This is a genomic window from Pseudomonas sp. ES3-33, assembly GCF_000952175.1.
In the GTDB taxonomy this organism is placed as follows: Bacteria; Pseudomonadota; Gammaproteobacteria; order Pseudomonadales; family Pseudomonadaceae; genus Aquipseudomonas; species Aquipseudomonas gregormendelii.
In genome coordinates, this window is record NZ_JZRI01000109.1 from 1 (window position 1) to 23145 (window position 23145).

The window sequence follows — 23145 nt, forward strand, 5'->3', positions numbered from 1 at the left end:
AGATGTGTATAAGAGACAGACAGAGAAGTAGTCTCGAAGGCCGCCTGCAAAGGCATCTGATCACGCGTGACCTTGGTCCTTAGACTGGCTCCGAGCCAAAGTTGGTACAGCATGGTCGCCAAGCCGCGGGTGTCAGTATCGCCCGGCAGAGAACCATCGTTTACAGCGTCACTCACCACATTGGCGAGACGAGTAATTACTCCTTCCATGCCATCCTGGAGCACCATACGCATTGGCTCCGATAGATCACTGACTTCCGCTGCAAGCTTCACTGCCAAGCATTTCCCCTCGGCGGGATAACAGGCTGATTGGGTTTCAATCCAGGTAGCCCAGTAGGCCAGCAAGCGTTGTGCTGCTGATACACTTGGACGGTTCAATAGCGTTTCCAATTGCACCATGTAGTCACTGAAATAGCTCTCCAAGAGCGCCTCGCCAAATGCTTCCTTGGAATTGAAGTAATGATAGAACGAACCTTTTGGCACATTCGCAGATTTAAGGATTTCGCTCAAACCAACAGCTGTGAATCCTCGCCCGGCAATGATGTTTTGAGCCGTGTCGAGGATGTGTTGCCGTACATCGGTGGTGGTCATCGTATTCATGGACGCACCATACCAACAATTAGACCAGTCGTCTAATTTGGGTTTTGAGCAAGCCCTCCGACGAAATCTTGATAATCGCAGTTCGTGAGCCAGCCATCACTTCATTTGATGCGCAGCATTATGTCGGTCCGATGATCGCCGCCGCGTTAGGAAGAAAGATCTACGATACTCGCCGGAGGGGAGCAAATTGCAGCTCTTCTCGAGTCGAGCTGATTTTGCTACAGCATTGCTTAGGCTGGGAACGAGTTTTGACATCCATCGTAAACCAAGCGGCCCGCCAGAGTTTTGGACAACGAGCTGTACGCGTCAAATTTGACGAAAAACATCGCGCTGCCCGTACTATGGCTTGAGCCGGAACGGCTGCTGGGCGGATTATCCGGATCTGTGGGCTAGAACGGTGGGTAATTGCACGGGCTTGCCCAGCCATTTGCATTCGACCTGACCAAGCATTTGCATCGGATTTCACCATCACGTTGCGTGACCATGACCGGCAGAGAGCGACCATGGCTCTGTGAGAATGCCTACGATTGTCTATTCTTCAACCCAATAACTGCATGACAAAATCGTTGTAGCCCTAATGATTCTGCTTTGACTAGAGGGGCTAAATCGAATCGTTTCATGGCACTTAGAATGACTGCTTCTTAGCTGATTGCCTCGGAGCACAGCATGGGTGAGTCGACCCACTGCTGCCGGTTGCGACAGACAGCAATGGGCAAATCCGTCTCGCGCTGCGTCGGCAGCCACCTCGGCACGACTTTGAGGTGGGCATACGGATCATGGCCATTCATGCGCGCTTAGATATCCAGGCAAATTTTACCGAAATGCTGGTTGGTTTCCTGATACTTGAACGCTTCGACAATCTCGCTCATAGGGAAATGACGATCAATAATCGGGCGCATACCATTAACGTTGATGGCTCGGACCATATCTTGCTGCTGGCTGCGGCTGCCTACCAACACACCCTGCAGGCGCACTTGCTTGATCAATGCCGGTACAAAATTCATTGCACCGCTTACGCCACTCAGTATCCCGATGACGGAGATGTGACCAGCAACCCGAATTGCAATCATCGATTGCTCAAGCGTCGCAGGGCCGCCGACTTCTATGATGTGATCAACACCGCGGCCCCCCGTTAGAGCGCGTGCAGTTTCGCCCCAGTTAAGATCTTTGCGATAATTGATCACATGATCAGCGCCTAGTGCTTTCAGACGTTCAAGTTTTTCGTCGCTTGAAGAGGTAGCAATGACGGTAGCGCCGGCCATTTTAGCGAACTGCAGGGCAAAAATTGAAACGCCACCAGTGCCTTGAACGAGCACGGTATCGCCCGGCTTGAGTGAGTCATCGGCCATCAGAGCGCGCCATGCAGTAAGGCCGGCAGTGGTGAGCGTCGACGCTTCAGCGTGGCTGTATCCGGTCGGCGCGAGGGTGAACGATGTGGCTTGGGCAGTCACTTGCTCACGAGCGTAGCCGTCAATTCCATCACCTGGCACGCTAACAAAGCCTTCAACTAGTGGCGCGCCGCTGATCCACTCCGGGAAGAAGGTACTGACGACCGAGTCACCCACCTTGAATTCAGTGACATCTGGGCCGACAGCAATGACTTCACCTGCACCATCGGCCATGGGGATGCGTTTTTCGCTAGGGCCCCACATACCGCTGACCACCGCGAAGTCGTGGTAGTTAAGCGAGTTGGCGTGCAGGCGCACGGTGATTTCGCCGTGGGCTGCGGCTCGGGCTTCGCTGCTGCCAACCACAACCTTTTCATAGCCGCCACCGGGTTGGACGAAGATTGTTTTGTTGCTCATCGGGGTTTCCTTGTGTTTTCTAATTACGCGAAATAACGAAATGAAAGGTTAAAAATTACAAATCGATGGTCAGCCTAGCCGCAAAGTCATCAATCGCCACCTCGTTGCGTCGATAGTAAGTCCATTTTCCGATGCGGGTGGTTAGCACGAAGCCTGCACGTTGCAAGATAGCTAAGTGTGCAGACGCGGTAGAAGGTGAAAGCCCTGCCTTGTGCTGCAAATGGGTTACGCACACCCCTATGGCAGGATCGCCATGATCCTGAGGTGGGAAATTACTGAGTGGGTCTTTGAGCCACTCCATCATTTGCATGCGAGTGTCATTCCCCAGGGCTTTGAGCTGTTCGAGTATCATGGCGGGCAATGTTACGGATTTTTACAAAATGTTCAATAAGTAATCTATTGCCCGGCGCAAGGGTTTGAAGTCAAAAAAAACGCATCCAGTTCAGTTTGCAAAACGACTGAAACGCTATTGGCGAAGGATTGTGAGCCGAGTTAGGTGGCCGATGCATACAGGGCAACTGGAAGGGATAAACAATCGAATTAAAGTCATCAAGCGCATGGCGTATGGCTACCGGTACAGCGAGTTCTTTTTCATGAAGATCAAGAGCGTCTTTCCCGGTAATCCGTAAAGAACCAAAAAAAAAGCCCGGCCAACAGAAGCTGGCCAGGCGCTTTAATAGTTGAGTAAATGAGTGTTGCTAGGCCGCGAGTTCCAGCACAGCGCTGCAGGGCGCGTTGTTTGATGACAGCGCCATGGCCCAACCAGAGTGAGTACATTTGATACTCAGGCTCTTGGCGAGCCAGCGGGAATAGGCGTTACTTTTTCCAGAGTGCGTACCCTGGGTTCAAACCAATTACGTCCTGCTTTGAGTTATAGCAAAACTCCATGGAGCAGTTACTGGTATCAGAAGCCATCGGTACGTAAACCGGTAGTCGATCACGGTTGACCATGTCACTACCACCGTCTATGGTTAGATCGCAGCTATTGCCTTGCGGATCGCACCATATGTCATAGGTGCCGGTAGCTGTAGCCGTTGCTTTAACTGTGGAGGTCGCAGGTGCTCCTACGACGTTGCCTGCTGGAGCGCCTCCGAATAGAGGTCCCGTACCATTTTTGTATGCCCAATCTTTGCCGTCACCGCCCGGATAAATATAAAAATCTTTGAACGCCACATATTTGACATCGCGACCCGTTATCGATTTTCCTCGATAGTTTCGATCGTTATCAATGCACTTGTCTAAAATGCGTATACAAGTAATGATTTCAAAAGAGGGCTCTTGTTGCATGGTGACTTTGCCATAGGCATCTTTATATTGGACGACAATGTCGTCAGGTCGGGTAGTGTCGGTGCATACGTTGTTGTTCGGGCCAGTGCAACTTATAGAGTCGGGAGTTGAATATTGGCTATATAGATCAACAGCGTATGCAGAGGACGTCATCAAAGTAAGCGCAAATATTTTGTACACGATTTTCATGTGATTCCCTTTTCAGATTTAAAAGCGCATAGAAAAAACAAAAGCAAGATGCATGTATCCCTGCTTTTTCTGGAAAGCCGTAACCACCGTTGACGATCCGTAGGGTGTGTACTCGTTGAGCCACTTGGTGACGAGAGGGACGAGCTAGCTCTGCGAGATGGCAATCACGTGGTTAGTTGCTTGCATTCGATCCAATCAAAAAATTGTGTAAGGGTTTTTTCGAATTTTAGCTGTATATGCTCAATCGAGTATAGTGCTTTTGCGCTTCCGAAGGCTTCATCGTTGCTTTTGCGAGCAACAGAAATGAACTCAAAGCAAGCCTTCGGGATGGCAGTGAAAATCCTGAGGAGCAGACATGGTATTGCCCAAGAGCAGCTTGCTCCGAGCCAGAGCTACGTCAGCGATGTTGAACGAGGCTTGAAAAGCCCTTCCGTAGAAAAATTAATTGAGCTTTCTGCCCATCTTGGAGTTCATCCCGCAACTGTGCTTATCAAAAGCCAGTTGCTCCAGGATCCGGAAATGTCCAAGGAAATGCTCCTGTCACAAATATCCCAGGAATTGGAAGGTTAGGATAAGCGTGCAGCCGGTTGCCCGCCGCTTTATGCCACCAATAGAAGTGCGGATTTGAGGGCTTTCTGCTTGAGCGCTGCTCCTTGGCCGAACCAAGCGGAGTCGACCCGATATGCACGCTCCATAATTGCTTACTATGCGGCTCTATGGCGGACCATTGCCCAAGATGGCTATTTGCCTGCTCCGGTTGTTATTGACTCTCCTAATCAAGGTGCTCAGGATAAAGAGCATTTACAGGAACTATTGGCTGTACTGGCTGCAACTGCTCCTGCCCATACGCAAGTAATTCTTGCTCATGAGGAGCTGCCTGACTCTTTTGATGCGGATAAAGTAGTGAATCTTCGCAAAGAAGAGCGTCTGCTGACACATGAGGGATTTAAAGAAGTGTCTCCTGAACTGTTCAGATTTGTTGAAGATGCACGCGCTGCAGTCGCGGGAATATTTGATGAGTCCGATAATGAGGATTCAAATAGCTCTGAATTTCCTGATTCCTAGGCCCAGCCAGGGTGCATTCGCGGATTAGGCTGCAATCGGCGAGGGTAAGGCGCTCAAGGCATCCCGGATTCTGCTGGTACTGATCGCGAATCTGGTTTTCCGCGGAAAAAAACGGGCCCTCCCGATGATATCCGACTTAACCAGGAGGACCTGATTAATCTGGACACCTGGATGATCATTACAACAGCTGCGCGTGCAATCCGAGTCTCTTCTGGCTCCGGGAAGAAAGGGGGCCAGAAGAGCCAGCAGACCATGCGCTCGAGCGCAGCCGAGGAGGCCTTACTATCAATTCATATGGTTTGTGACACCAACGGAGTGCCTTTGCGCTTTTGGCGTCTCCGGTATAAGCCAGAGATATATCGAATGCTAAGGTGCTTCTGGATCAGGTTCGTATCCCCGGTATGCAGGGGCGGCATCGCAAGCGCTGTGCTTCTGACCATTCACTGATGCTGTGCCTAGGCACCGCATTCATAACATATGAAGGTGAGGATTGTCTGAAGGCACGGAATTGAACAGCAAGCCCGGGTTAACCAGAAAATATCCCTTCAAGAGTGCTTTTTTTCTTGGGCCTTGCACTTGGCACACCCAGATATTCAAACCGTCGTCACGCTTCCTATGGACCTTCAGTTTCTCGAACTGCTTCTGCACCCAGCGCCATTCTTCACCTTCGTGGTCTGTCCCTAGAGCGATATCAGGAAATTCCTGAACGTAGCGTTGGAACAGACCCGGTGTAACCAGAAACACCGAACCGCTCACGATGTGCACCTTGGCCTTGCTGTCATTGATGATCAGCTTGTGGCTCAGGATGCCGTACTTGACCCAATTCAGGAATGTCTGACCAGGGTCTGAAGGGACGCTTGAGCTTTCGAGGGGGGGCTCTGATGGTGCATCATTGCTTTCGGGTTCTGCCGGATCGAACATATCCAACAGTGTTCCGAGATATTCGGCATCTTCCATCGCACCGGGATCGGGTTGCGATGGGTTTTGATCTGCTCCGGCACTGCCAGCTTCGAAGGTGGGTAGTGATGCCGGAGCTATTGTCGGCTGGTTATCGACTGCCACGCTCACCGTTCCGCTGAAAGCTTCAGGCCGGTCTTCGCTCCCCCAAATCAACGCTGGTTGAAGGCGTAGAAAGGTGAAACTTTGCTGCCAGCTTCCCTGTGCCACGCGCGCGGTCCAGATGGCTTTGCCTTCCGGGGTCGACTCGACCAGCCCATGGGATTGCAGCTCGTCGAACACGGCGATGTTGGAGGAGGGGATGCCCTCAATCGATTGCGACAGCAGATAAGCGCGCAGCTTGTCGGTGACGACCTTGCTCACCAGCCACAGGGCTTCCTGGGTCAGCCAGCCGGCGGCACCCGGTTGATTGAGCTTTAGCTCGTGTTGAACCAGATGGCGTAGTCCAGTGATTAAGTGATGTTGCAGGGAACGGATCGGCGCCTGCAGCGCCTTACTCGGGTTGCCACCCATGTTTTGTGCGGTGGAGACCCGATCGGCCTGAATCACCAGTTCGCCCAGTACACCGGCATGTTCGTACTGACCGGCCAGGACATACAGCAGGCTGGCCCACAGCGACGGAAAACCACTGAGCCAGTCGAGGATCGGCCGGTCGAGAATCTGGCTGTAAAGCAAACCTGCCGCGGCGCCGTGCAGGTGGTAATCCCGACCCTTGAGGTAGCGAAACCGGTAAGGCTGATCCAGTGGCCCCTGCCAGGGGTGCCAAGAGCTGCCATCCTGGCGCTCGACCTCCAGGTCCACGGCGATCTTGCCGATGTCATGCAGCAACGCACCATAGGCTATGCCGGCGGACCAGGCATCGGTCTGGGTGGCTTGGTCTTCGGGCGCGGCACCGCTGGGGAGCAGATAGGACTGGCGCAGTTTCAGACTGCAGGCGACCAGTTCCAGACCATGGTCGAGCATGCCACCGAGATACGCATGGTGGTGCGTTTCACTGGCCGGGAGTTGCTGGACTCGTTCGGCGTAGCGCTGGATCGGCTGCAAGTAGAGCTGAGTGAATTGCGCGTGGGAGAGGGCAGTGTACTGCCAGATACGATCGAGCAACTGACGGCGGTGCTCGGCGGCTAAGAGGGTGTGGGCGGATTCGATGGGCAGGTAACCTTCGGCAACGCTCACGGTGCGTGGCGGAGGGGGCATTGACCTTTTGCGGTGAAACAGACTGAGCATCGTGACCTCCGGCAGGTGACTGGGGCAGTGGCCTTTTAGCCTTTTCGGATAGCGCTCTTACCCTTGCGGCCCCATTCCCTTCCAACCCTTAACTGTCCTTTTGGCTTGAGACCTTTTGTGCGGCAAGGGGAATATCGATACCACTGGGCATCGGATTGTCGAGCGGGCGTGCTGGTACGGAAAAGGCAAGAGTCGGTACACTGCGCTGCATATTTTTGGGGGCGAGCGATGAACCTCACTGACGCGACATTGGTGCTGCTCGGCCCGTATCCATGGAACGGACGAGGCTTTCAGGGCTTCTGCGAAGAGCGTGGTCAAGAAGCTGCCACGTAGCAAGCGTGATCTGATCTACAAGGTGATCGACAGCCGAAGCCCGTTGGAACTTGTGGATTTCCTTGCGCAAAACCTGGATAAATAACAGCTAGCTGCTGGCGTGCGACCACCTCCTGTACAGTACCGCAGCGTGAGGCCTTCTGTGGTTTAGGGCCGAAAAAAAGCCCAACTCGCGTTGGGCCCTGTGAAGCGGTTGCAGCGGAGAGATAATGATTAAGTGCAATCGTTCATCCACAGCGGGTCATCCAGGACCGCTGACTGCCATTGTCGCTCCAGGTTGAGCACATACTCGGATGCCGTTCGAGCTTGGCCACTGGCCCGAAAGATCGCACGCTTGTCAGCCTTGAGCAGCCCGAGCCAGGAGTCGATGTACCCTTCATGCCGCAGCTCTCCTTGTACGCCGGCATAGGCACATAAAAAAGCAGCGCCCATTTCGGCGATCAACTCCTCAAAAGCGTAGCCTGGAGAGCCGAAAGGACAGGGTGACGTCACACCCTCGCGCTGCAACCGAGAGTGATGCCCGGTCCAGTGCGTCAGCTCGTGAAGTGCAGTGGCGTAGTATCCACCTTCGTCTTGAAACTGCGCTTTTGTTGGCAGTTGGATGAAATCCCTCAGCGGGTGGTAAAAGGCTTCATCGGCCGGCCGATGAATGACCTTTGCTCCAGAACTTAGCAGCAGATTTTCCGCCGCGCTGTTGGCCTGAAAGGGCTCGCTCGGTTCTGTTTCGATCAAAGGTCCATTGAGTGCATCGAGTCCCTCCGTTTGCTCGATGTTGAACAGGAAATGTCTCCAGAGAATGCCAAAGTAAGCGACCTTGGGCTCACCATTCTCATCGAGAACGGGTTGACCTGTTTCAGTCTGCTCTTCGCGTTCCATAGGCTTGTAGAGAACCGCCAAGGTGCTGTGCTCACCTTTGCGGATGCGCCCACCGGCTTTTTTGGCTTGGTTGAAGGTCAGCCAACGATCTTGAGTGAAGCCCTGCAACCGGGCCTCTGCCCAGAGCAGGGGAAGATTAATGCCCGAATAGGCACGCCGAGTAATGGCGTTGATGGGGAAGGGTTGGTGAGTACCGTGGTTCGATGAGCCAGTTGAGGTCCAGGGTTTGATCCAGGGAGCAACGCCTTGGCCTAAAGCGGTCACGATCTTATCGGTCACGTCTTGGTAGATATCGCGCATGGCTGTTTCCTCGATAGAAAACGGAGGAACGCCTTGCCCGCCGGGAAGGGTTCCCCGGTTGGGTGATGGGCTTGATGGATGCAGGTCTTGCAGGCCATCCGACTGTGGAGATAAGGGCTGAGTCGTACGTGGAAAAATCCCTGCAGTAGGTTGAAAAAAGCGTGGGCGTACCTGACGAGCAGGGCTCGAAAGGCGCTCTGAAGAGCAGTGGGCGTTCATCACCGCAGCAGTGGTGACCGTGCGAGCTACCGAACGCTAATCGCACTTGGGGGAGAACCATCACCAAGGTGACGTAGTCTTAAAGGTTCTGACTACCTGGGCAGGTGCTGTCGATCACAGCAGTCCGTACTAAGGGTTTTAGTTGCGCGGTTTAGGTGGGTCAACCCCTTCAGCAATGCTGTTTCACGCGGCTTGTCTGCTGTCTTCCAGTGAGGGTTTTTCGGCCGGGCAAACTGATAAACGGTCAAGCGCGGACCGTTTTCAGTAGTACGCTGATACTGCTGTCTCCATCATGAACACGCTCAGAGAGGGCGAGACCATGCCGACACAGAACCCCGTTCCGGTTTCCCGTGCCCAGCGCTGTGCCTATGGCTGTGGCATGTCGCTAAAGCGTGGTTATCGCCGGCTGAAAACGTTCGAGTCCCGCGTGGCCGAGCGTGCGGTGGCAGCAGGTCTACCTGCAGGTAAAGGCATTGTTCGCGGAAGCTTTCTGATTGCTAAATTGGCACTGCTGGGAGCGTTGCTCTTTGCCAGCGTTTGGTTGGTCACGTTTATTGTGATGCTGCTGGGTGTCATCGCTTTGCTATGGTTCAGGGCTTGTATTGGTTCGGATCATCAAGAGGAAAATCCAGGGCCAGACTATATGGGGGCTGATCTCTACATAGGTGACTTCGACGACAACGGGCATTATATAGGCGACTGTAAGTCATCTAATTGAGCGATTAGCGGCGCCCAGCATTTGATCCGTACCCTTGCTCGCTGAATCACCTGCTGCTTTGCTACCGTTTGCCAGCATGCCTTGTATCCCGTTACCGACTGAATATCCCGCCCAGCTCATTGCCCCTAAAAACAGCATCGGCAGCACGATGAACATCGCGCCCATCACATACTCAATCACCTGTGCCGTGACCGTTCCATCCATGACGCCGGATGTCGGCAGCGACAACAGCACTTTGTTGGACGCCGACACTTGGCTGTACAAGGTATTGAGCATGCTGGAATCGACCCAGCGGGCCAGTTCCCACCAGAAGGTCAGCATGTGTAAGGTGAACAGCGCGAACGTCACCGTCATGACGGTCTTCAATTGGTAGGTACTGACCAGCAGGATCAGAGGCAAACTGATGATGACCCCCATGATCAGGAACGCCTGCACCATCGGTAGGGCGGCGCGAAGCGCATTCATGGCCGGGAAATTGCTGAAGGAGCCCAGGGCCAATCCGGTGTTGGTGGCCAGGTTGTTGAGCCCCTGATTGATCGAACCGCCGCGTGCGCTGGAGCCGTAGTCCTGAAATACCTGTCCGGGCGACATGGACCTCGATTGCTGGCGCGGGCTGACCAGCTCGCGCAGGGTGGCATCCTCGATCTCGGTGTTCGAACGGCCCATCAGCCAGCCCTTGAGCTGCGTCAGCAGCGAAGGATCGACCTCCTTGATCAAACGCTCGCGCAAGCCGACCCCGCTATCGCTCCACCACTGCTTGCAGGTCGGATAGCCCGCGCCATTCGCTAGCCGCGGCAAGGACACATCGCGGCTCACGTCATAGGGCCAACTGACCCGCGGCGTGCGCGAACGATCCGTATCGTAGTAGCCGGGTGTCTCGAGGAAATAGCTCGAGCCGATCCAGGAGGCGTCATGACTTTGCGCCTTGTCCAGTTGCGGACGGTTGGTGAACAACCGCGAGCGGGAATAGCCGTAGCAATCGCGAGTGAAGTCGGCGACTTCCTGCAGCAGCACCTGACTGTCAATTCGTGAGCTGTCGATCTCCATGCGCATTTGCCGGATATCCGGTGCGCAGGGGATGGCGCCGGAGGCCGCCGCGGTCACGCCTTTGCTCACTGCATGCACCAGAAACCACCAGACGGGCACGTTGGCGGAACGTTCACCGATGGTGTTGAAGGTGGCACCCCAGGCGGTGTCCGCTGGCTTGGTAACACTGATACCGCAACGTTGGCTGGCCGCTGCATCGAGCGTCATCGAGGCGAGGCTCAAGGGGAAGACCGGCGCACAGCCGAACAACACCACGATGTAGGCCAGCCATAACCGGTTTTCGATCCGTGGCACCGAGAACAGTCCCTTGTTACCTTCATCCGCGCCTTGCTGACGGGCTGACAGCCATTCTTGCAGAATGATGGCACCGAAGGGCGCGGCGAACAGCCCGGTGTCGGACAAGACGCTCCAGAGGCCGTTGTTGATGATCCAGGCCAGCAGGGAGAGGTAAAACTCCAAGTAGCTGTTGGTGCTCATGAGCATGGTGGAGGCCTCACAGTCGGGTGAGTTCGACAAAGGTAAAGAGTGCGAGCCCCATGGTCCCGATGCGCTGTAAGCGCAGTCGATCCGCTGGTCGATGGCGGTAGCGGCGATGCAGATCCCACCAGAGCGCCAACAGGGCGCAGTAGAGCAGGGCACGCCATACCCGCAGATAAGGGCGTGCCGATTCGAGTGCCAGTTGCCAGCTTTCAACACTGCCCAGCGCCGTGCTGCCGATCTGGGTGAGCAGTGCGGCGATCAGCAGCATCACCGTGGCAATCCCCAGACCCGAAAGCAGCGTGAACAGCCGTAGGCGTTTCATGGCTTCACTTGTCCGGCATTGGCGTTGTTGAGCCGGCCCGGCTCGGGGTCGCCTTGCTCGATGGTACGCGAGGCGTCGGCCCCCCCGGCATGCCGATCGAGTACCAGGCTGGCGGTGTTGGTGGCCAGCATCTGCCGGACCTGCAGTTCGGTTTGCAGCAAGCGGACTTCACGCTCTAGGGCGTCGATGTTTTTCGTCAAGGCAGTTTGGGCTGGTTCGGCGGAAGCAACGTTTGGTTCGTGACTGCCGGCCAACAGGGTGTGCAGTAGCAGGAGGGCTTTGTCGAGCACACTGGATAAAGCCGTCTCGCTGGCCAAACGCCGTGCCAGCAGATCCTGGTCGGGATCGTCGCGCAGGGCTTCGATGACGCGGCGGGTGACTGGCAGCATCGGACTGGAGGCCTTAACCAAGTTGTCCTGGGTAGATGGGAGTGCGCCCGATAGCAGCTGTTGCAAGGCTTTCAGGCGTTCGCTGTAGGCCTCCTGAATCAGCGGTGTCAATCCGCTGCCTGCGGTCGCCCGCAGGGTTTCGCAGCTGTCGCAGGTCGCGATTTCCGTCTCGCCCAAGACGCGGACCGCCCACTCGGACTCCTCTTGGGGCGACGCCCAGGTCTGGCAAATGGCCCCGCCCTGACAGTCGTGGCTACTGATCGACGCACTGTCCGCCACCGTCCGGTTATGCAACAGGTTATAGCCGGCGCGAACCACGTCGGCGGTCACCCGGATCGGTGTCTGCCCGTTACCGCCAGCTTTCTGCCCACCGACCCAGGACACCCCGTGGTTGCCGTTCTGCGCCTCGGTGTTGTTCACTGCGGCGACGGCATCCCCACCGGTTTGCTCCAGATGGCTCTGCATTTCTTGGTTTTTGGCCAGCGCGCCCCAGCCGGCTGGACCGACCTTGTCCGCCATTTTATCGGCCATGGCCTGGCAGGTCAGCTTGGAGCGATCGAAGTCGATACGCCCCTGCATCACCCCGTTGCTCAGCAATTCATAGAGGCCGGGGTTGGCGCGTTGAATGATCAACGCTGGCAGCGACATCACCGCCTGGGTAGCGTTCTGCACAATGCTGCCCATGATTTGCTGGAAACCTTCGGTGACGCCGTTCAACTGGTTTTGCAGGGTATTGCTCAGGCTCATGTTTCCGCACATCAGGTTCGCTCGCCAGGACCCGCCGATCCCGAGACCGCTGGGGCGGTAGAACGAACTCGGGGAACCCACCGCCGAGCCGCCGCCAATGGTGTACATCACCCGATCGTCGAGCACGTCGCCCTGAGTGCCCAAACGGTAATCGTCCTCGGCGGCGCGGGCATACGTGGCCATGAGCAACAGTCCGCAAAGCAACAGACGCATCACGCTACAACCTGATCGGGTAAGGGGGCGATTCATGAAGCACCTCCTGCGAAGTCGATGCTGAACAGCAAAGTCTGCCCTTCACGTTTGCAGCAGCTGTAGGGCCGCCACAGCGACCATGCGTAGCCGCCATCGGCGCTCTGCAGCGGATCGCTGGGGAAAATGGCGCAGGTGGGCTGAACCTGGGGGTAAAGCAATTGCCATTTGTGGGTCGAAGCGTCGTTTTCCACGATCGGCCCCGGCGGCCAATAGCCGTCGCGTTTGTCGGGGGTGAGCGGCAAGTACACATGGGGCTGTCCGTGACGGGTAATGACATCGCCGGCCCGTTGCGCCATGACCGCGGCGGCCTTGAAGTCATCAAGCTGCACCAAAAAGCCCTGACGGGGATAGACGTTGCCCCACATGTTTCCCGCCGCCTGCTGACCGATCTCACGAACGCCGGGCATGAGGGATTCGGGGTAGACACTTTCCGGGATGCCATGGCGCCAAGCCAATAAATCCAGGGTGCTCAGGTAGTAGGGCTTGAACGCGGTGGCGCCACTGGCACAGGCATAGCCGGATTGCGAAGCTAATTGCGTCACGGCCGAGCCTCCGGGGTGGCCAATGCCATCGACATTCTTGAAGCGGGCCAGGTTGTCACGTCGGGTGTTGGGGGTGATCAGGTTGCCGCCGCCCTCCGCGCCGCTGATAGGGCTGGATAGAACGGCCATCTCGGTCCACGGGTTGTTGCCGGTGGTGGCGTAGCTGGAGACCACCAGTTCAGGCGTAAAATGACGAACCTTGGTCGAGGTTTTGATTTTGCAGCCAAAGGGCGTGCAGAACAGCCAAAAACAGAGACCGACGACCCGGTATTCGAGGCAGTTTGGCGATAGCGCGGAAGCCGTGATGCTGGCGCTATCCAGCGCCCCGCTGGGTCCAGAGACCAGCAGCAGACCCAGTGCCGCCGATCTCAGTTGTGGGTAGGCATTCAGTGAGGAGGGCGCAGGCATGATTCAGGCTCTTGAAGTGAAAAGCCTGGTCAGGTTCGACGACCCCATGCGGGCTGTCAGCGCAAAATGCGAGAGCCGGAAGATCGGTTTACACGGGGGCGAGAGCGACGACTACGATTTGACGTGCAACATCTGCTGCAGGGCGGTGGGCTCGATCAGCAATTGATCGGTGGTGATGCCGAAAATATTGGCGAGCTTGCACAGGACCAACAGTGACGGATTGCCTGTGCACCGTTCGATTTGGCTGACATAGGTACGGTCCACCTCAGCCATGAGCGCCAACTGCTCTTGGGTGAGGTGTCTCACGCGCCGCATGCAGCGGATGTTCTCCGCCAGTTGCACGCGAAGCCGTTCGTAGTCTTGAGCCATGTGCGCAAATTGCGCTTTGAGAGACTCTCAATCCACGGGATATAGTCTACATTTGCAATGGTCTAAGCTATTGAATGCTCATTATTGGTCATGAGCGTGTCTTTTGTGGCGTTACGATGGTCGAAATCGAATCCAGTCTCTGGCCTCCCAGTAGAACTCTAAGGTGTGTATGGACGAAAACTTGATTTCAATTCCAGCGGCTGATGGTTGTCCGAGTGTGCTGACACCGTGGGGCAGTGAATTTGCGTCGATGATCGAGCAGGGCGTGCAAGCTGCTCAGGCTTGGCTCGATAGTAGCGGCGAGACTCCGCTATGGTGGGCGCTGGCGCAAGTGCGCAAGACCTTTCCTGTCGGTGACGGCCAGGATGCCTTTGAAGCAGGATTTTTATTGAGGATTCAGCAACGGCTGCGGGGCGTAGCGCACTAGTCAGTTGCTCTGGCTCAACCGCGTGATGCCTGAATAGCCCGCCCTAGGTGGGATCGATGCCTCGGGCTCTATCGATCCGTTCCGCGACCCGGTAGGCCGCGTCCAATTCCGAACAACAGTGCTCCTGCATCAGGCTCCAACGCTCGGCTTTTTCCTCGGGTTCGGTCATGGCCAAGGCCAGGTATAGGCTTGGCGGAACCACCCGAAACAGGGTTTCGAGCTTCTTCGACAACACCACGCCTTCGGTGTATTTGCCCGGCTCCTTGCTGGCCGAGAGCAACAAGGCTTTTTGCGCCGGCGTGAGCTTTTTGAACCGAGCGATCTCCTCGATCTCCGCGGGCGGCATGTTCAAACAAATCCACCACTCGATCATGTTGAGCATGGTCTGCGCGGCATTCGGGAAGTCGGCCAGGTTTTGCGTGGCCAGCCAGAACCAGGCGCCGAGCTTGCGCCACATCTTGGTCCCCTTGACCACGAACGGTGCCAACAACGGGTTCTTGGTGATGATGTGGCCTTCGTCGGTGACCATGATGATCGGTCGGCCCAGGTACTGATCGCGCTCGGCGAGGTTGTTCACAGTGTTCATCAAACTGATGTAGCTGATGGACAGTTGCGCTTCGTAGCCTTCGCGAGCGTAGGTGGCGAGATCGACAAGGGTCACATCACTCTCAGGCCAGGCCGTCCCCGCGCGATCAAACAGTTCGCCCTCGAAGCCCTGGCAGAACAGGTCAATGGACTCGCCCATTTCCTGGGCGCGTTCGCGACGTTTTTCCGGTAGCTGCGGATCGGCGGCGACGTTCAGCAAGGCGTCGCGCACATCGCGGGTCAGGACTTGCCGGCCCGCGGTGACGCAGCTCTGCGCGGCATCGAGAATGCACTCGCGGATCAGGCTGCGATCGGCCCGGCTCAGGCGCGCGTCTTCCTTGGCTTCGCCGCCGGTGATCATCAGGCGCGCAGTGATTTCTAATTCGCCCAAAATATCGCGCTGGTCTTCGCGACTGTTGGCCGCCTCATCGTCCCACTCGTCGATTGATAGACTGGCCACCTGATCCGGTTGCTCGACCAGACGCCAGGCATCGGCAAAGGGCGCGAGGCTCACCGCGGCGCCAGGTTTTAATTGGACCTTGTTGACTGACAGGCCTAGAGTCGAAAAATAGTCGCCTTGCAAACCAAACGAGTTGCCGGCCTCGACAATGAACAGCCGCGGGCGGTACACCGCCATGACCTGCATCATCAGGCTGACCAGGGTGGCTGACTTACCGGCGCCTGTCGGCCCAAACAACAGCAGGTGGCCGTTCATGGCTCGGTCCAGGCGGGACAGCGGGTCGAAGCTCAAGGGCGAGCCGCCGCGATTGAACAGTGTGATACCCGGATTGCCGGTACCGGTGCTGCGGCCCCAGACTGGTGCCAGGTTCGCCAGGTGCTGGGCAAACATCAGACGGGTGTACCAATTGCGCGTGTCGCGTGATGGGTTATAGGTCATCGGCAGCCAGCGCAGGTAACTGTTGCAGGCGGCGACCTCATCGCCTTCGCGCACTGGCTGTAGCCCGGCACCCAATAGCGCGTTGGCTAGGCTGACCGAGCGCTGGTGCAGTTGTGGTTCATCGTGCCCGCGCAGGTAGAACGCCAACGTCCCTCGGTACAGTTTGTGTTTACGGCCGATAATTGTCCGGGCCTCTTCGACATCCTGGCGGGTCTGGGTCGAGGCAAGGTTTTCACCGATGGCTTTACGCGCCAGCCGGCTTAACTGATCCTCCAGCACATCCTGTGGTTTGACCACCAGGGTCAGGCTCATCACCGTGCCTTCCGGCAACTGGTCGAACAGCGCGTTTACCGCATCGCCCTTGCGGGTTTCGCCCGTGAGTTGGCCAATCAACGGCGCTCGGCGCAGTTTGTCCACCACCGTCACCCGATGGGGCTGCTCGTCGAAATACCATAGCCCGCGCTGGACATCCGAGCGCGGCTCATTGAAGAACAGGCGCTCGGCGAAGTCGTGATCGAAGGGCAGTTCCAGCGACTCACCGTCGCTCGATTCCGGGTAGGCCACACGTCGGTAGAACGCCGCGGGTGCCTCATCGGTGAGTCGGGGTGCCGGGTTGAACCACGGCAACAGCCAGTCATACAACCCCCGGCCGTCGACCCGTACCGCGTCCACCCCGCAGGCCTGCAGCGCGGCGCCGATCCGTTCGCACGCCTGTTGCAGGGCTTGCACCGGCGTGAGCTCCGTCTCCTCAGTGTCCGACTCGAGCCAGCGGTAGACCACCAGCCGCACCCGCCGGTTATTGCCGTACCAGGGCAGGCGCGTGACCACCTTGTCCTCAAACAGCCCCCCAGGTTTGGCTATGGCTTGCAGATGGCGGCGGTTGAGTTCCAGGTAGGCCTCGGTGAAGACCGTGCTGCGTGCGCTGTCCCGAACATACTCCGTGAGCCGGTTCAGGTAGGGGGTGAAGTCATGGTCGTCCTGACAGAAAAACTGCGCCACCCACGGTGCCTGATCCAGTTCGTCAAAACTGTCCTGCAGGGCATCTTCGAGCGCATCGCGCGCCGCCATCAGCCAATCGGGTTCGCGTCCTTCGGTGCCGAGGGGCAGCAGCTCGAACACTGCGCCCACCGAGCGATTGTCATCCAGCAGAAAGCACTGCTCGGTCTCAAGGTATTCGACCCACGGCAGGTGATCGGTGAAACTGGGGTTGTGCGCATAGAATGCAGCTTCGTCGGCCACGGTGGCGCGAGGGCGTAATGGGTTGCGCCAGGCTTTCCACCCAGGAGTGCGGTCGTCCGCGTCGTCGCTGTGCATTACAAGTCTTCCTGACGTTCACCGGGCAGCGCGTACTGCACGCGTTGGTAGAACGGAAAGACTGTCGAGTAACCGGGGACCGGTGCCTGCTCGGTACCACTCAAATGCGGATACACGTAAAGCACTAGATCGGGATTGGGCAGGCGAGGGAACAGGTTGCGGATCTCGTTCGCCGCTGTGCGAGTGTACGGCTCCTGGAGAGAAGAGGAGAAGTCTGCTTGATCCAACGGGCGGCGTAACTGCTGCCGAGCATCTAGCAGTTGCTGCTGAGTGCCTTGCGAACCGGCGCCGTTCCAGATGTCCAGCATGGTCCGCTCGCCATGGGGCAGGAGGGTTTCTTTATTGGTGGAACACCCGACCAGGGCCAGGCAGAGCAGGCTAATCCAGGTCAGACAGAGTGGTATGCGATGGTTCATGGCGAACGCTCCGGCCGTTGGGCTCATAGTCGATAGTGATTTCATGGTCGAGGTGCAGGGCGACCTGCGCGGCAGGAGGGACGTACACCGCCGCAAAGGCCTCGCCATAGAGTTTTTTGACCCACTCGCGGATATCACTGACCCCACCACTGAGGATGGAGTTGAGTGCGCTGTTGCCCGTGCTGCTGGTGACCCCGAGCGTACTGCCGCCCGAATTGATCACGCTGCTGTCGTTCCGCTCACCCCCGAGCAGGGCGGCGACCCCGGCACCGGCGGCGGTGATCAAGCTCTGGCTGCCGAGGTACTGCTGGGCGTTCGAGCGACGCTCGCCAGCAATGCACGGGATGCCATACTGATCGGACAGGTAGCCGAGCCCTCCGCGGATTTTGTCGGTGTTCGTGCTCTGGGTGGAGGAGGCATTGCGACTGGCCATCGCCTGTGGCTGCGGCACGGTGCGGATGGTGCCGTCGGTGAAGACAAAGGTGATCGATTCCACTTGCCCGCGTACACAGGACAGCGTCCAGTCACCGGACGCCGTGCCACTCATCACTGCACCGGCCACCTCCGGCAGGTCAATGCCGTTGGCGGTCAGGTTCTCGGGGCCGACCAACACCTTAAAGGGGTAGGGGTCATTCACCGTGCCGTCCACCGGGACCCGGCCGATGAGCGCTGTCATGGCGACCGAGCCCATTAAGGTCGCGTTTTCAGGAATGGTGTAAACCGGCTTCGCGCCTTCGCTGCGATCAACGGATCGCGTCAAATGATGCTCTCCCTGGGTGACCGCACGTAGCTGTTTCTGGCCGCGATCAATCGCGTTATCGTTCAAGCCTTTCAGTGAGTTGAAGGCAGTGGGCAGACTCAGTGCGGAGGCGGTCTTGGTTTTGCCTCGGGCGTTTGTGGACGGAGCATCCGAGGGCTCAATCCACTGCAGCGCCTCACTGGCCGGACGATGCCCGTCGAACTGCGCCCCATCCCCCGGCTGCAGCCCCAGCCCGATCGGCAGATCCTGGCCTTTGCTGGTCAGGCCGGACAACTGAGCCTGCAGTTGGGTCAGCAGACCATGGGCCTGACGGCTGTCTTGTTCCGCTTTGAGTCGGGCGTCGTTGGCTTGGCGGCGGCCTTCGTCGACCTGCTGGGTCACGCTGCCGAGGGCGCTTTGGATACGCGAATCGACACTGTTTTCCCGTTCACGCAGACGGTTGTTCTCCGTCTGCAGCGCGTCATTGTGTTGCTTCAGGCTGAGCATGTCGCTGCGCATGGCCTTTACCTGGCCAACCAGTGTGGCGACCGTATCGCGCGGGGTATCGCCCGCAATGCCCAGCGACTTGGCCTGCTCGGCGGTCAGTTGGAGGTTGCCCTGATCAACCGGACTCTCCGGAGAGGAAATGCTACCCCCCGCGACCCAGGTTTTCAGAATGATCAACACCACGGCCAGCAGCGCACCCGGTACCAGCCATTTGAGCAGCGCATTAGCTTTCATCGTCAGCACCTCGCACCGCAGGTGGGGGCAACAGAAGGGCGCGTTCGAGGCCCGCGCCGCGGGTGACGAGGTAGGCGATCGTGGTGTCTTCGGCACTGCTGATCGGCCCAAGGAAGGCATGCTGAAAGGCTGCGGCAAACAGCTGCGCCTGCAGCCGGCGCGGATCGAGTGACACCGTCTCGGCACCACGGTTGCGCAACTTTACCGCCGTCACCCAGTAATCCCCGAGTCGCCACGCAGCGATGGGAATGCTGGACACGTTCTCGCTTGGTAGCAGGGTCGGCAGTGCGGTACGCCGCGTAAGCGGTACCCGCCGTACGCCGGGCAGGGACTCCACGGTGCGAAGCGGCGCGTACAGGCTTTGTGCGGCATAGCGGGTCAAGGCGACCGGGATCGGTGTGCGTTCTGGAGCAGGGGCGCTGCTCGGTTCACCGTCGGTGGTTTTTGGCGGCTGAGTGTTTCTGAGGATGCGAACGGGCTCCAACGCTTGATCACCCGGGGTTGCCGCGATATCCAGCAGGATGATCTCGCCCGTCGTCATCGATTGCAGTTGCAAGCGAGTCGGTGCAATCGCTTCCGCCGCGCGCAGGTACAGCGTGCCACCGGTGGATTGCACGCGCAGTTTGCCGCTCAGCGATGAGGGCAGACCGACGCGAACGTCCTCGTCGATAAAGACCACCCGCTCCTGACCAATTACCAACGGGATGGCGAGGGGCAGGCGCTCCCAGTGCATCAGCTCGACGGCCTGAGCCAGGACCCCGTACAGCGCCAACAGCACGGCGGGCCCAATCACTAACATTCGTTTCATGGCTCACCTCCGGGCAGGGCGATTTTTTGCGGTGTGCCCTGGTAACAATCCAGCGCCAATCCCCATTTATTGCGTTCGGGATCCAGGTCAAAACGCACTACGCGCAAGGGATAACGCACCACCACCCGTTTCACCGGCTCGGCGGCGTAATACTCATCGGCATTGAGGTCGAGCTGGACTAGCCAGCTGTCGCGGTCGAGTTGCTTGACCCGTAAGGCCGGATCCTCGCTGTAGCCGCGGCCCAGCACTTCATAGACCCCGCGTACGCGCTGACGCAGCTCGCCGGCGGCCTTGCGGTACTCGTAGTCGCCGTCGAGGAAGATTTTGCAGGCGGGTGTCAGGTAGGCCTGCAAACTGTAGATGGCATGGCGATAATCCTGCTCGCCATCCGACGGCCAGCGGTTGAGCTGGCCGAAGATGTACAGGGCAAAGGCATAGACATTCTCCGGGGGCACATCCCACCATTTGCGGGTGCTGCCCGAGCGCAGATCGGGAGGGACATGCACGGTCAGGTCGGTTGGTGCCGAACGCCAGCCATACCAGAGCCCGGCACAAATCAAGGCCAGAATCCCTACCGCCAGACGCAGGCTGACGATATGCGCTTGTTGGGCATCGACCTTGTTCCGAAAACGGCTCATGGCTGCCACCGCGATAGGGCGGGGCGCAGGCGCCGCGAACGGCGAACCGTCCAGGCGCCGGAGTGGAGGATCAAGCCCCCATGCCCCAAGCGCCAGCGACTGGCCAGGACCCATTCGAGCTTGCGGTACAACCAAGTCTCGGGGCGGGCCCGTTTGGCCTGACGCAGGAGTGTGCCGCCAGCAAAGAGTATCAGTGCCATGCCCGCGATCATGCTGGTCGGCGCCACGGCAATCGAGGCCGTGGCGAGCGCCAGGGGGACACCGAGCAGTAGGCCAAGGAGTGCACCGGTCCCTAAGGCGAGCCACATCTCGTCATTGGTCAAACCACGCAATACCGCCGGATCACGGTTGAGCCGTTCCGGCAGAAAGACCAAGGTGCCGTCGGCGAGGCATTCGATAGCGTCGTTCATGGCGACCTCACAGAATCGCGGCAGCCTTGGTCAGGAACCAGATGATGATCACCACCAGCAGGGCACCGATGCCGACCACCGCGCCGAGGTCTTTCCAGGTCTTACGTTGGTTCTGCACGTCGGCATACACGGTCAGCGAATGCCAAGCCACGCCCAGGAAAGCCAGTAGGGCAATCAGCAGGCCGAGCAAGATACCGCCGTCGTAGGCGTAGTTTTTGATCGTCTCGATCAAGCCGGTGCCTTCACCCCGGGAAGGTGCTTCCATAGTCGGGAGTGCGGCCAAGGCTAGGCTGGGCCCGAGTGCTAGCAACAGACCGATCAGGCGCTGGCTGGCACGGTCACGCAGGTTGTTGTTCAGGGAGGCAAAGCACTTGAGCATGACGGCGATCTCCTGGATTAGGACAGGGTAAAAAACATCAGGACCAGCAACACCAGCACGACCCGCGCGGCACTGCCGCCAAACGCGCCGAAGCGCACGTTGCCAGTCGCCCAACCCCGGTACGCCGTCCACATCACCCAGGTGCACCAGAGCAAGGCCAGGACTAGCGTCAGGGATAGCCAGAGCGTCGAACTGTTCTGGGTCGAGAAACCGGAGGCGTTTTGGAACGCGGCGGTCTGCGCGGCCGTCATGCTCATGGCGAGGTCTCCGCGGGCGGCGTGTCGAGGCGGTAATCACCGACCAGTTCCGCGGGATCGCGCGGTTGGGCGCGGGAAGGGGACAGGTAGCCCTGTACCCCTTGGCGGATGCGCTGAATGTCTTGGGATAGGCGGGAATAGTCGAAGCGATAGCGTTCGCTATATTCAGCCGTGCTGGCGGTCTCAGCTCGCGTGGCAAGGCGTTCGATCGTGTCCAGTTGCTGCAGGATCAGACTGAACTGAGTCTGTTCCTGTGCGGAGGCCGCGTAGCTGCTGCCCTGGACGATGACCAGTGACAGCAGTAACCAGCAGCGAAAGGTGGTAGTTGGCATGATCCTGCCCCATGTCGGTATGGTCACAGAATCGAGTTAATGGCGAGGTTGTTCAGTAAGAAAAGCGAGTGGCGGTGGATCGCTTTTTCTGGGGGAAACATTGGAGATGAAGTTCGACGTGTCGCTATTTCATTTCCCGCGATCAAGATTTATTAAGCAGCTCGTCCAGAATGCTCAGACTGAACTGGCGTTGCAGGGTTACAGCGAAGAACTGCTCGGCGATGTCTGGCACCTCGGCATACAGCTGCAGATCACCGCTGCGCAGCTCGTCCTGAATCACCACCGCCGGCAACAGGGCCATGTCGCCGGAGTCGCGCGCGAGCAGACGCAGCATGGCCATGTCGTCGACCTCGGCGCAGATGACTGGATTCAGACCATGGCTATTGCAGTAGACCTCGAACTGGCTACGCACATCGCTGCTGCGCCCGGGCACGATCAAGCGCGCCTGCTGCAGGTCACGACGTAGGTCGAACGGCCGGGCCTCCTTACGTGGAGGACCGATCAGGCATACCGCCTGGCGATCTAACAGCCTGCATTGCCAAGTACGATTGCCATCGGCACTGACTGCCCTGTTGGTCAGCACCACATCCAGCTTATGGAGGGTCAGGCGTTCCAGCAGGTCATCCAGGCTGCCTGATTCCAGGGTAAAACGCAGGTCGTCGCGACCGAGGAAAGGACGAAGCAGGTTTTCCTGGAAGTTACGAGACAGCGTGGCCACGGCACCGATGCGTAGCGTCTGGCTGGATTGTCGGGTGTTCTGCAGGGTGCGTTGCAGTTCGCTGCCCAGAGCGAAGATGGTCTCGGCGTAGTCCAGTACCAGGCGACCCGCTTCGGTCAGCTGCAGACTTCGGCCGGAGCGGATGAATAGGGCGTGACCGAGCTGGCCCTCCAATACGCGGATTTGCGTCGACAAAGCCGACTGCGACACATGCAGCGCTTCGGCGGCGCGTGTCAGATTGCCTTCCTTGGCCACTGCCCAGAAGTAATGCAAATGATGGAAGTTCAGTCGGCGCATTATTCGTTCTTCTAAAGTAAACAATAGATTCTTATCTATCTATTTTTAATAATTC

25 protein-coding genes and 3 pseudogenes are annotated in these 23145 nt (G+C 58.0%); 7 read left to right on the forward strand and 21 right to left on the reverse strand.

The window, feature by feature from the left end; genetic code table 11:
- From UB23_RS18680 to UB23_RS18690, 3 genes are all read right to left on the reverse strand, one after another.
- Positions 1–599 (reverse strand): TetR/AcrR family transcriptional regulator (locus tag UB23_RS18680; RefSeq protein ID WP_045060784.1); only part of this gene is annotated, 599 nt, incomplete at its 3' end.
- A gap of 794 nt (positions 600–1393) precedes the next feature.
- Positions 1394–2404, reverse strand: coding sequence for a zinc-dependent alcohol dehydrogenase family protein (locus UB23_RS18685; protein ID WP_032902015.1), 1011 nt, complete (start codon positions 2402–2404; stop codon positions 1394–1396).
- A gap of 55 nt (positions 2405–2459) precedes the next feature.
- Positions 2460–2756, reverse strand: a complete 297-nt coding sequence (locus tag UB23_RS18690; RefSeq protein WP_038443618.1) for an ArsR/SmtB family transcription factor — start codon at positions 2754–2756, stop codon at positions 2460–2462.
- Between the two features lie 94 nt (positions 2757–2850).
- Between UB23_RS18690 and UB23_RS28715 the strand changes: the two are divergent.
- Positions 2851–3033, forward strand: a pseudogene (locus UB23_RS28715) (transposase); the annotation flags it as partial.
- Positions 3034–3220: 187 nt separating this feature from the next.
- Here the strand turns inward: UB23_RS28715 and UB23_RS29495 are convergent.
- Positions 3221–3880, reverse strand: coding sequence for a hypothetical protein (locus UB23_RS29495; RefSeq protein ID WP_127882195.1), 660 nt, complete (start codon positions 3878–3880; stop codon positions 3221–3223).
- Positions 3881–4183: 303 nt separating this feature from the next.
- Between UB23_RS29495 and UB23_RS18695 the strand changes: the two genes are divergently transcribed.
- From UB23_RS18695 to UB23_RS18700, 3 genes and pseudogenes are all read left to right on the forward strand, one after another.
- Complete coding sequence (locus UB23_RS18695) at positions 4184–4450, forward strand: helix-turn-helix domain-containing protein (protein ID WP_032902013.1); 267 nt, start codon at positions 4184–4186, stop codon at positions 4448–4450.
- Positions 4451–4519: 69 nt separating this feature from the next.
- Positions 4520–4945, forward strand: coding sequence for a hypothetical protein (locus UB23_RS29500; protein WP_177328575.1), 426 nt, complete (start codon positions 4520–4522; stop codon positions 4943–4945).
- 129 nt (positions 4946–5074) lie between these two features.
- Positions 5075–5373 (forward strand): annotated as a pseudogene (locus tag UB23_RS18700) (IS5/IS1182 family transposase); the annotation flags it as partial.
- Positions 5374–5413: 40 nt separating this feature from the next.
- On the opposite strand, the gene mobH reads toward UB23_RS18700, so the two are convergent.
- Complete coding sequence (mobH, locus tag UB23_RS18705; RefSeq protein ID WP_045060786.1) at positions 5414–7129, reverse strand: MobH family relaxase; 1716 nt, start codon at positions 7127–7129, stop codon at positions 5414–5416.
- Between the two features lie 228 nt (positions 7130–7357).
- Here mobH and UB23_RS30335 point away from each other — a divergent pair.
- A pseudogene (locus UB23_RS30335) lies at positions 7358–7547 on the forward strand (DUF7740 domain-containing protein).
- Between the two features lie 128 nt (positions 7548–7675).
- On the opposite strand, the gene UB23_RS18715 reads toward UB23_RS30335, so the two are convergent.
- A complete protein-coding gene (locus UB23_RS18715; RefSeq protein WP_045060787.1) occupies positions 7676–8638 on the reverse strand; it encodes an ArdC family protein in 963 nt (320 codons plus the stop codon).
- A gap of 538 nt (positions 8639–9176) precedes the next feature.
- Between UB23_RS18715 and UB23_RS18720 the strand changes: the two genes are divergently transcribed.
- Complete coding sequence (locus UB23_RS18720) at positions 9177–9575, forward strand: DUF3742 family protein (protein WP_045060824.1); 399 nt, start codon at positions 9177–9179, stop codon at positions 9573–9575.
- On the opposite strand, the gene UB23_RS18725 is transcribed toward UB23_RS18720, so the two are convergent.
- From UB23_RS18725 to UB23_RS18745, 5 genes are all read right to left on the reverse strand, one after another.
- Entirely contained in the window at positions 9564–11105 is a 1542-nt protein-coding gene (locus UB23_RS18725; protein ID WP_045060788.1) for a conjugal transfer protein TraG N-terminal domain-containing protein, read from the reverse strand. The genes UB23_RS18720 and UB23_RS18725 overlap by 12 nt on opposite strands.
- A 10-nt stretch (positions 11106–11115) precedes the next feature.
- Complete coding sequence (locus tag UB23_RS18730) at positions 11116–11424, reverse strand: hypothetical protein (RefSeq protein WP_045060789.1); 309 nt, start codon at positions 11422–11424, stop codon at positions 11116–11118.
- Positions 11421–12809 (reverse strand): integrating conjugative element protein, encoded by a 1389-nt coding sequence (locus UB23_RS18735; protein WP_045060790.1) that lies wholly within the window; start codon positions 12807–12809, stop codon positions 11421–11423. Before UB23_RS18735 ends, UB23_RS18730 begins: the two co-directional genes overlap by 4 nt.
- Positions 12806–13762 carry a TIGR03756 family integrating conjugative element protein gene (locus UB23_RS18740; protein WP_045060791.1) on the reverse strand — a complete coding sequence of 319 codons (957 nt, stop codon included), beginning with the start codon at positions 13760–13762 and terminating at the stop codon, positions 12806–12808. The genes UB23_RS18735 and UB23_RS18740 overlap by 4 nt, the downstream gene beginning before the upstream one ends.
- A gap of 111 nt (positions 13763–13873) precedes the next feature.
- Positions 13874–14131 (reverse strand): helix-turn-helix domain-containing protein, encoded by a 258-nt coding sequence (locus UB23_RS18745; protein WP_045060792.1) that lies wholly within the window; start codon positions 14129–14131, stop codon positions 13874–13876.
- A 169-nt stretch (positions 14132–14300) separates the two neighbouring features.
- On the opposite strand from UB23_RS18745, the gene UB23_RS18750 reads away from it, so the two are divergent.
- Positions 14301–14558 carry a LasR-specific antiactivator QslA gene (locus tag UB23_RS18750; protein WP_045060793.1) on the forward strand — a complete coding sequence of 86 codons (258 nt, stop codon included), beginning with the start codon at positions 14301–14303 and terminating at the stop codon, positions 14556–14558.
- 43 nt (positions 14559–14601) lie between these two features.
- Here UB23_RS18750 and UB23_RS18755 read toward each other — a convergent pair whose 3' ends face one another.
- The 10 genes from UB23_RS18755 to UB23_RS18800 form a co-directional block, all read right to left on the reverse strand.
- The gene (locus UB23_RS18755; protein ID WP_045060794.1) at positions 14602–17355 is read right to left on the reverse strand and encodes a conjugative transfer ATPase; all 2754 of its coding nucleotides are present in this window, start codon (positions 17353–17355) and stop codon (positions 14602–14604) included.
- Entirely contained in the window at positions 17355–17771 is a 417-nt protein-coding gene (locus tag UB23_RS18760) for a TIGR03751 family conjugal transfer lipoprotein (protein WP_045060795.1), read from the reverse strand. The genes UB23_RS18755 and UB23_RS18760 overlap by 1 nt, the downstream gene beginning before the upstream one ends.
- Positions 17734–19251: a TIGR03752 family integrating conjugative element protein gene (locus UB23_RS18765; protein ID WP_045060796.1), complete on the reverse strand. Its 1518-nt coding sequence runs from the start codon at positions 19249–19251 to the stop codon at positions 17734–17736. Before UB23_RS18765 ends, UB23_RS18760 begins: the two co-directional genes overlap by 38 nt.
- A complete protein-coding gene (locus tag UB23_RS18770) occupies positions 19241–20059 on the reverse strand; it encodes a TIGR03749 family integrating conjugative element protein (RefSeq protein WP_045060797.1) in 819 nt (272 codons plus the stop codon). The genes UB23_RS18765 and UB23_RS18770 overlap by 11 nt, the downstream gene beginning before the upstream one ends.
- A complete protein-coding gene (locus tag UB23_RS18775) occupies positions 20056–20697 on the reverse strand; it encodes a PFL_4703 family integrating conjugative element protein (protein ID WP_045060798.1) in 642 nt (213 codons plus the stop codon). The genes UB23_RS18770 and UB23_RS18775 overlap by 4 nt, the downstream gene beginning before the upstream one ends.
- Positions 20694–21107, reverse strand: coding sequence for a TIGR03750 family conjugal transfer protein (locus tag UB23_RS18780; RefSeq protein ID WP_045060799.1), 414 nt, complete (start codon positions 21105–21107; stop codon positions 20694–20696). Before UB23_RS18780 ends, UB23_RS18775 begins: the two co-directional genes overlap by 4 nt.
- A gap of 7 nt (positions 21108–21114) precedes the next feature.
- A complete protein-coding gene (locus UB23_RS18785) occupies positions 21115–21486 on the reverse strand; it encodes a TIGR03745 family integrating conjugative element membrane protein (protein WP_045060800.1) in 372 nt (123 codons plus the stop codon).
- A gap of 17 nt (positions 21487–21503) precedes the next feature.
- On the reverse strand, positions 21504–21743 hold the full coding sequence (locus UB23_RS18790; protein ID WP_045060801.1) for a TIGR03758 family integrating conjugative element protein: 240 nt from the start codon (positions 21741–21743) through the stop codon (positions 21504–21506).
- Positions 21740–22075: an integrative conjugative element protein, RAQPRD family gene (locus UB23_RS18795; protein ID WP_045060802.1), complete on the reverse strand. Its 336-nt coding sequence runs from the start codon at positions 22073–22075 to the stop codon at positions 21740–21742. The genes UB23_RS18790 and UB23_RS18795 overlap by 4 nt, the downstream gene beginning before the upstream one ends.
- 142 nt (positions 22076–22217) lie before the next feature.
- Entirely contained in the window at positions 22218–23090 is an 873-nt protein-coding gene (locus tag UB23_RS18800) for a LysR family transcriptional regulator (protein WP_045060803.1), read from the reverse strand.
- Between the last annotated feature and the right edge of the window lie 55 nt (positions 23091–23145).

What these genes read in the sequence shown, in the direction of transcription:
- UB23_RS18795 (WP_045060802.1), bottom strand. Translation starts at nt 22,075, where the DNA reads ATGCCAACTACCACCTTTCGCTGCTGGTTACTGCTGTCACTGGTCATC.
- UB23_RS18740 (WP_045060791.1), bottom strand. Translation starts at nt 13,762, where the DNA reads ATGCCTGCGCCCTCCTCACTGAATGCCTACCCACAACTGAGATCGGCG.
- UB23_RS18780 (WP_045060799.1), bottom strand. Translation starts at nt 21,107, where the DNA reads ATGAACGACGCTATCGAATGCCTCGCCGACGGCACCTTGGTCTTTCTG.
- UB23_RS18695 (WP_032902013.1), top strand. Translation starts at nt 4,184, where the DNA reads ATGAACTCAAAGCAAGCCTTCGGGATGGCAGTGAAAATCCTGAGGAGC.
- UB23_RS18725 (WP_045060788.1), bottom strand. Translation starts at nt 11,105, where the DNA reads ATGCTCATGAGCACCAACAGCTACTTGGAGTTTTACCTCTCCCTGCTG.
- mobH (WP_045060786.1), bottom strand. Translation starts at nt 7,129, where the DNA reads ATGCTCAGTCTGTTTCACCGCAAAAGGTCAATGCCCCCTCCGCCACGC.
- UB23_RS18715 (WP_045060787.1), bottom strand. Translation starts at nt 8,638, where the DNA reads ATGCGCGATATCTACCAAGACGTGACCGATAAGATCGTGACCGCTTTA.
- UB23_RS18750 (WP_045060793.1), top strand. Translation starts at nt 14,301, where the DNA reads ATGGACGAAAACTTGATTTCAATTCCAGCGGCTGATGGTTGTCCGAGT.
- UB23_RS18760 (WP_045060795.1), bottom strand. Translation starts at nt 17,771, where the DNA reads ATGAACCATCGCATACCACTCTGTCTGACCTGGATTAGCCTGCTCTGC.
- UB23_RS18685 (WP_032902015.1), bottom strand. Translation starts at nt 2,404, where the DNA reads ATGAGCAACAAAACAATCTTCGTCCAACCCGGTGGCGGCTATGAAAAG.
- UB23_RS18770 (WP_045060797.1), bottom strand. Translation starts at nt 20,059, where the DNA reads ATGAAACGAATGTTAGTGATTGGGCCCGCCGTGCTGTTGGCGCTGTAC.
- UB23_RS18755 (WP_045060794.1), bottom strand. Translation starts at nt 17,355, where the DNA reads ATGCACAGCGACGACGCGGACGACCGCACTCCTGGGTGGAAAGCCTGG.
- UB23_RS18785 (WP_045060800.1), bottom strand. Translation starts at nt 21,486, where the DNA reads ATGCTCAAGTGCTTTGCCTCCCTGAACAACAACCTGCGTGACCGTGCC.
- UB23_RS18745 (WP_045060792.1), bottom strand. Translation starts at nt 14,131, where the DNA reads ATGGCTCAAGACTACGAACGGCTTCGCGTGCAACTGGCGGAGAACATC.
- UB23_RS18765 (WP_045060796.1), bottom strand. Translation starts at nt 19,251, where the DNA reads ATGAAAGCTAATGCGCTGCTCAAATGGCTGGTACCGGGTGCGCTGCTG.
- UB23_RS18720 (WP_045060824.1), top strand. Translation starts at nt 9,177, where the DNA reads ATGCCGACACAGAACCCCGTTCCGGTTTCCCGTGCCCAGCGCTGTGCC.
- UB23_RS18790 (WP_045060801.1), bottom strand. Translation starts at nt 21,743, where the DNA reads ATGAGCATGACGGCCGCGCAGACCGCCGCGTTCCAAAACGCCTCCGGT.
- UB23_RS18800 (WP_045060803.1), bottom strand. Translation starts at nt 23,090, where the DNA reads ATGCGCCGACTGAACTTCCATCATTTGCATTACTTCTGGGCAGTGGCC.
- UB23_RS29495 (WP_127882195.1), bottom strand. Translation starts at nt 3,880, where the DNA reads ATGAAAATCGTGTACAAAATATTTGCGCTTACTTTGATGACGTCCTCT.
- UB23_RS18775 (WP_045060798.1), bottom strand. Translation starts at nt 20,697, where the DNA reads ATGAGCCGTTTTCGGAACAAGGTCGATGCCCAACAAGCGCATATCGTC.
- UB23_RS18730 (WP_045060789.1), bottom strand. Translation starts at nt 11,424, where the DNA reads ATGAAACGCCTACGGCTGTTCACGCTGCTTTCGGGTCTGGGGATTGCC.
- UB23_RS18690 (WP_038443618.1), bottom strand. Translation starts at nt 2,756, where the DNA reads ATGATACTCGAACAGCTCAAAGCCCTGGGGAATGACACTCGCATGCAA.
- UB23_RS18735 (WP_045060790.1), bottom strand. Translation starts at nt 12,809, where the DNA reads ATGAATCGCCCCCTTACCCGATCAGGTTGTAGCGTGATGCGTCTGTTG.